The organism is Campylobacter concisus (assembly GCF_902460625.1).
Lineage (GTDB): Bacteria > Campylobacterota > Campylobacteria > Campylobacterales > Campylobacteraceae > Campylobacter_A > Campylobacter_A concisus_AD.
Map to the genome: position 1 here is coordinate 27366 of NZ_CABPUT010000006.1, position 10450 is coordinate 37815.

Sequence of the window (10450 nt, forward strand, 5' to 3'; positions counted from 1 at the left end):
AAGAGAAAATATGAATTTTTTTGATGAAATTTGGGGAATTTTAAATGAAGGCGAGATTGGGCTTAAATTTTTAAAATTTGAGCTATTTTATGAGAAATTTAAACGAGATTTTAATATAAATTTTTGTGAAAGCTCTAAACCAAATGAGTTAATAACGCCTAGCTATGCAAAATTTTGTGAAGTAGTTAGCATGAAAGAGCTAAACAAAAAAGTAAAGCCAAAGGATAAAAATTTAAATTTTATCCACTCGGTAGCTCATATTGAATTTAGTGCTATTGACATCGCGCTTGATGCTTGTTATAGATTTAGAAATTTGCCAAGAGAATTTTATGAAGACTGGCTAGAAGTGGCTGAAGATGAGATCAGACACTTTTGCATGATAGAAAATTTGCTCTTAAAGCAGGGCGGTAGATACGGCGAGCTAAGTGTGCATGATGGGCTTTTTATCGCACTTCAAAAGACTTCAGATAGTCTAACTAGCCGTATGGCGCTACTGCCAAGATATATGGAGGCAAATGGGCTTGATGCAAATGCTCATATCATAAAAAGGCTTGAAGGTGAGGGCGGAAATGAAGAGCTCATTGAGTGCCTGAAAGTCATATTAAAGGAGGAAGTCTCTCATGTTTATAAAGGCGATAAGTGGTTTAAGTTTGCTTGTAAAAAAGAGGGTATTGACGAAAATAGTTACTTTGATATTATCTTAAGTTTGTATCCAAATTCATTTAAAAATGTTAGAGAGATCAATGAGCAAGATCGCTTAAAAGCTGGATTTAGCAAAGAAGAGCTTTGCTTGATAAAGAATTTCTCAAAGGAGAGATAGTGAGTAAAATTTATTTCATAAGACATTCAAAAGCGGTTGATGAGAATAAGGACGGAGCTAAAGATGCCTTAAGGGAGCTTAGTCAAAAAGGCAAAGAGGACGCTAAATTTATGGCAAATAGGCTAAAAATGTATGATGTGATGCCAAGAGCCATCTTTTCAAGCAGTGCTAAAAGGTGCGAACAAACAGCAAAGATTATCGCTAAAACTTTAAAATTTAAAGAAGAGATCGATCTTATAGATGAGCTTTATGATATAAGCTTTGAAGATCTTTTAAAATTTGTCAAAAATATAGATGAGAGTTTGGATGAGATTTTTATCATCACGCACAACCCAAGCATAACTGAAATTTGTGAGTATTTGAGCGATTCATCAATAGACAATATCCCAACTTCTGGAATATTTTGTGTTGAGTTTGGATGTAAATTTAGTGAGTTAAAAGAGGGTAGTGCAAAAGCGTTATTTTTTGACCACCCCAAAAAACATCAAAGATAATTTAACACTTTAGTTTTTATCTTTAAAAATTTCGTTATACGAAGCAAAAATTTGCTCGCTTAGATCTTCTATTTTTTTAGACTTATCAACAAAATAATTTAAATTTTGTTCATTATAGCCAGAGGCTGACTTCTCGAGCAAGAGTTTGATTTCATTATTTAGCGACGATGTAAGCTCTTTTGACTTATCAAAATTTTTATTTTGCTTGTGTTCACTTATACTCTCGTTCTCATACCAGTCTAGCAGGTTTTGTGCTAAATTACGTATTTCCTCGCTGTATCCTTGCTCGTTTATAAGATCAGAGTACACTTTAGTTTTGTAAGCGATTTGTGAAATTTTTGCGATTATGGCAAAGGTTTTATTTTCGACATATTTTGATGTTTGAGCAGTATTTTGTGCGTTTGCATTAAACTCGCTCAATACCTTTTTGAAATTTTCTACATTTTGTGTCGTTAGTTTAGAAATTTCATCGATCTTTTTAGAATTTTCATCGATATCATTCACCTCTTGCTGAAGTGTTTTTATGTTTACTTCGATATCACTTGCAGCTTTTTGTGTATTTTCAGCTAGCTTTCTTACTTCATCAGCGACTACCGCAAAACCACGTCCGTGCTCTCCTGCGCGGGCAGCTTCAATGGCGGCGTTAAGAGCAAGCAGATTCGTTTGATCGGCAATATCTTTTATTAAATTTAAAACAGAGCTTATTTCAGAAGCCCTAGTGCTTAGCATACCAGTAGCATTTGAGCAGCTTTGTACTAGACCATCAAGCTCTCCCATATTTTGACTAAGTTCGACAATGTTTGACATATTTTCTCTTGCTATTTGTGCAGTTTGTTTAGCATCTGTTGCTGTTTGGCTTAAATTTTTGATACTTTCATTTAGATCATCTCTTACATAATTTATGCCATTTATGCCGTTTCCAAGTTTGTCAAGCTCGCTTGATAAAAGACCTCTAACCTTGCTTTTTTGGCCGTCTTTTATACCTGTGACACCCTTGCTCATAGATATGGCATTTCGTTTAAATAAACCCCTAAACCCTTCTACAAATATATTTCTATATGTTTTTGAGTTTTGTGCAGCTTGGACTGAGGTTGAAATTTCACGTTGAAGTGCTTCAACTTGATCTAACAAATCATTTATGCCAAGGGCGACTTCATACATCTCGTCCTTTTCTCCAACATTTACAATGCGAGGCTCTAGTATGCCATTGCTTGCCGATTTGACAACACTTAAAATCTCATTTATTGCATTTGATTTTTTCTTAAACATATCTAGAACCTTTGTAAGTTGTTTATAAATTCATCATAGCTTGTTGATTTTTCTTCCAAAAATTTAAATAAATATTTTTTAGACGCTTCAATACCGCCATCTCGTTCTAGCTCAAGTAGTTTTGCATAAAGTGGTTTTATGATCTCTATTGCTTTTGCATTTGGCTTACGTCTAACAGAATAGTAGCCAACGATATTATCTTGCTGATCAAGCGAGGCTGTGATATTGCCAAATACCCAGTAAAATCCACCATTGAGAGTTTTATTTTTAATAAAGGCAAAAATTTCCTCTTTATTTTGTATGCGTTCCCAAAGTAGCTTGAAAATAACTCTTGGCATATCAGTGTGTCTTATTATATTGTGCGGTTTTCCTAAGAGATCACCTTGTTTTACTCCTACGATATTTAAAAAAGGCTCGTTGCAATAAGTAATCCTTCCTTTTGTATCCGTTTTTGAAACTAAAAATGCGTTCTCATCAACGCCATATTCTCTTTCTATAGGCATTTTACTCCTTTAAATGTTGATTTAATTTTTAACAGCTTTTGCCATATCCCACATTGGCATAAATATACCAAGGGCGAGCAAAAGTACCATAGCTGCGATAAATATTAGTAGTATCGGCTCAATATAGTTTGAAATATTATCAATAATATCATTAAATTTCACTCTATAATAATCAGTAACTTTTTGTGTCATGTCATCTAAGCTACCACTTTGTTCGCCAGCTCCTATCATCTGTATAAGCATACCCTCATAAAGTCCAGTTTGCCTAAAGGCCTCGGTTAAGCTTATGCCACGACCAACTAGTACTTTTACAGCAGTTAGTTTATTTCTTATGTCTTGATTTGAAACAGTTACAACGGCGGTATCTAGTGCATCAGCGATAGGAAGTCCAGCGCGAACAAGCTCTGTAAAGATTAGATTAAATCTACTCATATTTGCAAAAAATATTATCTTGCCCACAAGATAGACTTTTAGTAGATATTTATCGACCTTATCCCTAAAATTTTCATCATTTGAATATTGCCTTTTTAGCAAAAAAGCAAATGCGACAAGAATAACTATTATATATATGCCGTAATTGCTCATTATGTATTCAATGTTTAGTAAAATTTTAGTAGGAAGTGGGAGATCAGCATTAAGCTGGCTAAAAATTTCTCGAAATTGTGGAACAACTGATGTCATGAGCACAATAAAAGCCAAAATTATAGAGCATATTACGGTTATTGGATACCTTATGGCTTTTTTAAATTTTTGTTGGTTATCCCAGACTTCTTGCAAGATAGAAGCTAGCTTTGATAATGCGTCAGCCATATTGCCAGTACTCTCTCCAAGCCTTACCATGGCGACAGTGACATCACCTAGCTCTTCTTGAAAATTTTCTATACTTTGAGTTAAGCTCGCACCTTGATTTAGGTCTTCATCTAATGTTTGAAATATTATTTTTAGCCTTTTATCTTCAGTAGCATTTGCTGTCTCTTTTATGCCATCATGTATTGATATACCAGCATTAGTCATAACGCTAAGTTGCCTTATGGTAGCGACTAGAGCTGGAATTTTTACTTTCGAAGAATAGAAAATTTTGTTAAATTTTTCTTGCAAGTCCAAAAAGTCATTGTTGATACTTGAAACCTGAGTTTCTTTGATCTTTACTATCATGCCTTGAATATTTGCACGATTTTTTACATCATTTTTGCTATTGGCTTTTAGGCTCATCTTTTGGCGTTTGCCATCTTTTATATATTCTATTTCGTAAAATTTCATATCTTGGCAACTCTATATACTTCTTCGATTGTTGTTACACCATTTGCTGCGCGTATAACGCCATCATGGAACATATCTATAAAGCCTTCGTCATAGGCGGCCTTTTTAAGCTCTTCTTTTGAAGCGTTATTTGCTACGATACTTGCTATGTGATCACTGATAGATAATATTTCGCTTATCATTTCACGTCCTAGATATCCGGTTTGTGAGCAGTGTTGACAACCTACGCTTTTATAAAATTGATAATCTTCAGGAAGAAATTTCTTAATCTCATCAAGAGCTTTTTGAGATAGCGTGACTTTTTGTTTGCAATACGGACAAAGCTTTCTTACAAGCCTTTGAGCCTCAATGCAAACTAGTGCACCACTCACTAAATATGGCTCAATACCCATATCAACCATACGAGGCAGAGCGCTAATAGCATCATTTGTATGAAGTGTAGAAAACACCAAGTGTCCAGTTAGCGCTGCTTGAATCGCGATTCTAAGCGTCTCTTGATCTCTGATCTCACCTATCATGATAATATCTGGATCTTGCCTTAAAATAGAGCGAAGAGCTGAGATAAAAGTAAGTCCAGCCTTCTCATTTACATGTACTTGTTGGATCATATTTAGCTGATACTCGACCGGATCTTCAACAGTAATAATCTTAGTTTTTACACTTTTTATATCATTTAATGCACCGTAAAGTGTAGTCGTTTTTCCTGATCCTGTCGGACCAGTAACCAGGATAATGCCATAAGGTGCTTTCATGCTCTTTTTAAATTTAGCAAAGTTATCTGGATGCATACCAAGGTCTTCAATGTTTATGATAACTTTTGATTTGTCCAAAATTCTTAAAACTATGCTTTCGCCGTTTAAAATAGGTAGTGTAGAGATACGGAAATCGTACTCTTTATCTAAAATTTGAGCTGAAAACCTACCATCTTGTGGGCGACGGCGCTCTGCGATATCCATATTTGAAAGTAGCTTCATTCGGCTTACCATCGGAGGATAGATATCTTTATCAAATATAAATGTCTCACTTAGCATACCATCTATCCTGCTTCTTACGATACAGTTTGTCTCAGTTGGCTCGATATGAATATCGCTTGCTCTGCTTTGAATAGATGTTTTTAAAATTATCTCAATTAGCTTTAAAATTCCGGAGCTTTCTGTGCTTTGCCCTTGGCTACTGGAGCTTGAAAGCTCTTTTCTAATCTCTGTAATAACGTCTTTTATACTTTCATTAAGAGCTATTTTGTTTATATATTTTTCTATCTGGGCTGGATCGGCGCAAGCTACTTTTAATAGCTTTCTGTTAAATAAATTTTGAACTTTATCCTGAATGATCACGTCAAAAGGATTTTTAAAAGCTACATAAACACTTATCTCGTCTTCTTTTACTGGGATAGCGTTATATGATTTTAGCTGAGAGGTGCTCAGCTTTTCACTGATACGGTAGTCGATATCTATATCGTCAAGGTCAAAAAATGTGATTTTAAATTTATCGCACACATATTGAATAAAGCGCTTTTGATCTATCTGAAGGTTAGTTGAAATTTCATCAATGTCAGTGTGTCCTCTTCTATAAATATCAGATAGAATTTCAAAAAAAATCTCTTCCTCTAGCATATTTTCTTCAAGCAAAATAGCCAAAAGACTTTTTTCATTTATTTTTTTTATCTCTATAATCTTTAAAATTTGCTCATCATTTAGTTTATTAAGTTGTTCTAATGTTTTTAGCGTTAAATTTTCTAAATTATTCATCTCTTCTCTTTATCTATACTCAATCTGCGAAATAAGATCGTCATTTTTAAAAATTTTTAAAATCATTTTTGCAAAATTTGAGCCAACTATTGCACTAAGCTCATATCTTGTATCTGAATTTGGCTCTTCAAAAATAAATACGCCAAGCTCCTCAACGTATTCTTTTTTGACAAATTTATCAAATATAAATGAAAGAATGTAATCGCTCTTTGGAAGCCTAATATAGCTTATATCAGCCCCATCCAAGATAGCATGAAGCAATAGCTTTTTTTTAAGTAATATATCAGCAAAATATGCTGCATTCTCTCTCGAGCTTTGTGTTTTTGATAGTTTGCTTGCTGGAAGAGCGAGCCTATCTATATCATTTGTTTTTAAGCAAGATATACCAAAGATATTAAGAAATTCTTCATTTTGTGAATCTTTTAATAGATCTTGTATTTTTTGATTACAAATTTTAGGATATTCAGCTTTTTCAAAATAACTTTTAATGTCAGCCATCCCAAGTGCAAAGGCATTTAATGATAAAAATATAACAATCAAAAATTTCACAACGTATCGCTTTTTATCTTATTTATTAGCTCATTTATCTCGGGCTTATTTTTATTTTTATTATATTCTTCTAATGCACGTAATGCGTCATCTTTTTGTTTTAGCATATATTTTGCCTTAGCAAACATGACCCAAGACTCCTCAATGCTACTATCTAAATTATTTGCCGATAGTGCCCATTTTATAGTGTCGATATATCTTTTATCTTGATAGCATTTTCTTGCTATTTTAAGGGCGATTTCTGGATTTTTATTTTTATTAAAATTTTCTTTTAGCATAGAAATTTCATTGTTTTCACTTGAAATTTGAATATCAATTTTTGGCTTTGCCTTTGGTTCTAATTCTATTATCTCTTCATTTGGTAGAGGCTGTTCATTTTGTATATTTTCATTTTCAGTTGGTAAATTTAGCTTTAGCCAACCGCCACCACTTCTTTGTTTTTTATCTGATGCTTGTTCTTTGCTATCTTCATTCAGCTTTATGGATTGTTCTAGCTTTTTAGCTATTTTCTCGGCGAGTTCATCTTGTTTTTTATCTGATTCAAATCTCTCTTTTGCTTGCTCGCTTTTTTGTTTGCCATCTTCTAAAATATTTTTGCTGACATTAGTTTCAGCAAAGGTTATGTTTTTTTCTTTTATATCTGTTTGTATTGTCAAATTTTTCTCAACTAAAGCTGGAGTACTAGTTGTCTCTTTTTTGTTTTTAGCGTTTGAGAAAAATAAAAAAGCACCAAAGATAAAAGCAATTAGCAAGATTGTAATTATTAAAAGACCTAGCTTTTTATGTGATAACAATTTTAAAAGGCTATTTTTATTCTTTTTTTCGTACTCTTCATAGAGCTTTTCTAGCCTTTGAATTTCTTGTAATTCAAGCATGAATTATTCCTGTATCAAGTGCAGACATTGTCAAAATTTTAATATTTGCGTCCTCGCTACTTAATTTTGATGGCTGATTTTGTTCGTAATATTCACAAATTTCATAAAATTTATACATAATTTTATTTAGTGTGCGTAGATTTCCGCAACAAAGCTCATAGGCTTTGTCATAGTCTTTTTTTTGAAAATTTAGGTATTTATCGTAGCCTTTTTGTCCTATTTTTCTTTGCAAATAAACTATGATTTCATTCGTGTTTGCACTTCCAAGCTCTATGCTCTCCCAAATTCTAGTTTGAAAATAGTCCTTTGCCAACACATCTTCATTTTCGGTTTTATGAATAGTAAATAGAAATTTAAATAATCTTGTATCGGCCATCAGCCTTATTTTTTCGATCAATTCAGTAGGATAAAGTTGTGCTTCATCCAGGATGACAACTATTTGGTTTTGTAAAATTTCATCTTTATTTTTAAATTCTTTTGAGTAGTGTGCAACAAAACTTTCAAAATTATTTATATTATCAAGCTTATTTCCGTATATATCTTCACAAAGAGCTTCTATAAATGTAGCCTCGCTAAAAAAAGGATGCGGGAAAAAAATTAATTTTTTATCCTTTTGAAGATCAGAGGCTATCTTGTTTAACAAAAAGGTCTTTCCACTACCAGGCTTACCATAAAAAAGTATAAGCTTTAGTGGCTTTTTTAGAGCCGAGACGATCTTATTGTAACAAGTGATTGAGTTATCTAGATTAACAAAATCAGCTACTTCGTCTTCGTTGATAAAGATATCTTTTATATCTGTATAAATATTCTTGTTATTCATAGATCGTTTTAGAAAAACCTAAGTCTTTTAATGATTGATTAAGTGGCTTTTTTTTGTCAAAATCAACTACATGAGGAGTGATGACAAAGATAAGCTCTGTTGTTTTTATATTGTCTCTTGTGCTTTTAAAGACGCCACCTATAAGTGGAATGTCGGAAAGAAGAGGTACAGAAGTATTATTTTTACCCTTTGTCTGGCCTATTAATCCACCAAGAATAATAGTGTCACCGCTATCAACTTGAACAACAGTTGAAAGCTTCTTTTGCACTGTATCTGGAGCAATCTCCCTTAACGCATTTTGTCTTGTGTCGTCTTCAGCGTATTTAAAGTTACTAAGCGATGGATTGATTCGAAGCATGATTTTGTTATTATCAGAGACTTCTGGTAGTAAATTTAATAATATGCCTATAAAAACAGAGTATTGTTTATAAGTAGTTGTCAGCCTATCGCTATTGCTGTTTCCATTGTCAGTCTTTTGTTGAACACGGTAGTTTATGTTATCACCAACTGAGATTAGAGCTTGTTGATTATTAAGTGTTGTTACTTTTGGGCTTGATATAACCTTTGTCTTTCCATTTGTTTCAAGAAAATTTATCATTCCATCAAGGCTAAAATTTAAATTAGCTGCAATATTTAATGTACGTCCAAATCCATCACTTAGGCTATTTCCCTTATTTGTCCAAGTAGCACTTGAGCTCGGATTATTTCTTGAATTACCAATGTATGTATTAAATCCAAGTTCAAATTTACTCCAATCAACGCCTTGCTTGTATTCATTATTTAACTCAACTGAAATAATAGAAACATCAATAATTACTTGTTTTTTTAGTCTTTTTTGCATTTCATCTATATATTTCTCAACTCGCTTAAGTTGAGAAGGAGTGGCCGTAACAGTGATAAGGCCCGCATTTTGATTTATGATAGGATCAGGCGCTGTGATATGTTCGCTACTATTATTTAAAATAGCTTTAAGCTCAGCATCTAGTTTTTCCCAAAAGTCAAACCTTTCGGTAGTTTTTATAAGGTTGCTTGAGCCTTGAGAACTATCATCTTGGGAATTATCGCTACTACTTGAACCACTAGAAATTTCAGATGGAGTAGCATCCACTGAAGCTTGGGTGACAGCAGTTCCTTCTCTAATAGAAGTTATATAATCTAGTTTAAAAATTTGAGTTTTTAAAGATGAAATTTTTAATACATTATTTGAAAACTCGTAGCTTAAATTTTTCTCACTTAAAAGCAGGTCAAAAACTTCGCTAAGACTCATATTTCTGATATTAACGCCAAAAACTTTATCTTTTAGCTCTGTTTTGCTGTAAGTATCCTTTGCAACAATACTAAAGTTGCACATCTCTGAAAGCTGATTTAACACATCTACTAGTGCAACATCATCTGAAATTTTCATATTAAAATTCTTGCTTAAACAACTACTTTCATTAGCACTAGCATAATTCATATTTAAGCAAAATAGTGCACCTATTATTAATATTTTATTTAATTTTAATCTCAACATTTTTACTTCCATTTTTTAAAATTAGCTCTTGTTTTTCATCGCCTTTTACTAAAAAAACACCATTTTTAGTAATGTTGGTTATTTTGTAACCATCAACAATATCACCGACAGCATACCACTTGGAATCAATATTTGCTTTGCTTAATAAAATTGCTTTTAAACTAAGCCCTTTTGAAGCTTGAGTGATAATTGATAAATTTTGATCTGTTATCGTCTTGATAGGTTCTTGCTTAAAAGGATTTTTTATGCTCGAAAGCTCAATATCGCTAAGACCGCTTCTTTTTTCCTTTATTTTTTCAAAAATTTTATCATAAGAGTCCATTTCCTCTTGAAGCTGATTAGCAAAAGCAATATTTAAAAATAAAAAAGCCAATAAAATTTTTATTTTCATTAGTATTTCATCCCCCAAACAGATATTGAGATCTTAGCGCCAAGCTCTTTTTGGGTAGAATTTACATCCATTTTATGAAGATCCACTACTAGCTTTGATTCTTCAAGGCCATTTATATATGAAAGCATATCTTTAAAACCTCCCAAAAATGTCAAGTCAATATTTAAAATTTGCTCAATCTTTTGGAAATTTGGCTCTTTTATATCAC

The 10450-nt window shown here is 32.7% G+C and carries 11 protein-coding genes and 1 pseudogene; 2 read left to right on the top strand and 10 right to left on the bottom strand.

The window, feature by feature from the left end; genetic code table 11:
• Positions 1-10: 10 nt before the first annotated feature.
• Both F3G69_RS04635 and F3G69_RS04640 read left to right on the top strand, forming a co-directional pair.
• Positions 11-820, top strand: coding sequence for a ferritin-like domain-containing protein (locus F3G69_RS04635; protein WP_149714552.1), 810 nt, complete (start codon positions 11-13; stop codon positions 818-820).
• Positions 820-1314, top strand: a complete 495-nt coding sequence (locus tag F3G69_RS04640) for a SixA phosphatase family protein (protein ID WP_149714553.1) — start codon at positions 820-822, stop codon at positions 1312-1314. Before F3G69_RS04635 ends, F3G69_RS04640 begins: the two co-directional genes overlap by 1 nt.
• Before the next feature lie 9 nt (positions 1315-1323).
• On the opposite strand, the gene F3G69_RS04645 is transcribed toward F3G69_RS04640, so the two are convergent.
• The 10 genes and pseudogenes from F3G69_RS04645 to F3G69_RS04690 all read right to left on the bottom strand — a co-directional run.
• Complete coding sequence (locus tag F3G69_RS04645) at positions 1324-2583, bottom strand: methyl-accepting chemotaxis protein (RefSeq protein ID WP_149714554.1); 1260 nt, start codon at positions 2581-2583, stop codon at positions 1324-1326.
• A 2-nt stretch (positions 2584-2585) separates the two neighbouring features.
• Positions 2586-3086 carry a PAS domain-containing protein gene (locus tag F3G69_RS04650; protein WP_087580059.1) on the bottom strand — a complete coding sequence of 167 codons (501 nt, stop codon included), beginning with the start codon at positions 3084-3086 and terminating at the stop codon, positions 2586-2588.
• 21 nt (positions 3087-3107) lie between these two features.
• Positions 3108-4346, bottom strand: a complete 1239-nt coding sequence (locus F3G69_RS04655; RefSeq protein WP_149714555.1) for a type II secretion system F family protein — start codon at positions 4344-4346, stop codon at positions 3108-3110.
• Positions 4343-6094, bottom strand: a complete 1752-nt coding sequence (locus F3G69_RS04660) for a GspE/PulE family protein (protein ID WP_148798591.1) — start codon at positions 6092-6094, stop codon at positions 4343-4345. The genes F3G69_RS04655 and F3G69_RS04660 overlap by 4 nt, the downstream gene beginning before the upstream one ends.
• A 9-nt stretch (positions 6095-6103) precedes the next feature.
• The gene (locus tag F3G69_RS04665; protein WP_149714556.1) at positions 6104-6643 is read right to left on the bottom strand and encodes a hypothetical protein; all 540 of its coding nucleotides are present in this window, start codon (positions 6641-6643) and stop codon (positions 6104-6106) included.
• Complete coding sequence (locus tag F3G69_RS04670; RefSeq protein WP_103600371.1) at positions 6640-7518, bottom strand: transformation system protein; 879 nt, start codon at positions 7516-7518, stop codon at positions 6640-6642. The genes F3G69_RS04665 and F3G69_RS04670 overlap by 4 nt, the downstream gene beginning before the upstream one ends.
• The gene (locus F3G69_RS04675) at positions 7511-8338 is read right to left on the bottom strand and encodes an ATP-binding protein (RefSeq protein WP_054196616.1); all 828 of its coding nucleotides are present in this window, start codon (positions 8336-8338) and stop codon (positions 7511-7513) included. The genes F3G69_RS04670 and F3G69_RS04675 overlap by 8 nt, the downstream gene beginning before the upstream one ends.
• Positions 8331-9851, bottom strand: coding sequence for a pilus (MSHA type) biogenesis protein MshL (mshL, locus tag F3G69_RS04680; protein WP_084107949.1), 1521 nt, complete (start codon positions 9849-9851; stop codon positions 8331-8333). Before mshL ends, F3G69_RS04675 begins: the two co-directional genes overlap by 8 nt.
• Entirely contained in the window at positions 9829-10242 is a 414-nt protein-coding gene (locus F3G69_RS04685; RefSeq protein ID WP_084107948.1) for a hypothetical protein, read from the bottom strand. Before F3G69_RS04685 ends, mshL begins: the two co-directional genes overlap by 23 nt.
• A pseudogene (locus tag F3G69_RS04690) lies at positions 10242-10450 on the bottom strand (type 4a pilus biogenesis protein PilO); the annotation flags it as partial. The pseudogene F3G69_RS04690 and the gene F3G69_RS04685, both read right to left, overlap by 1 nt.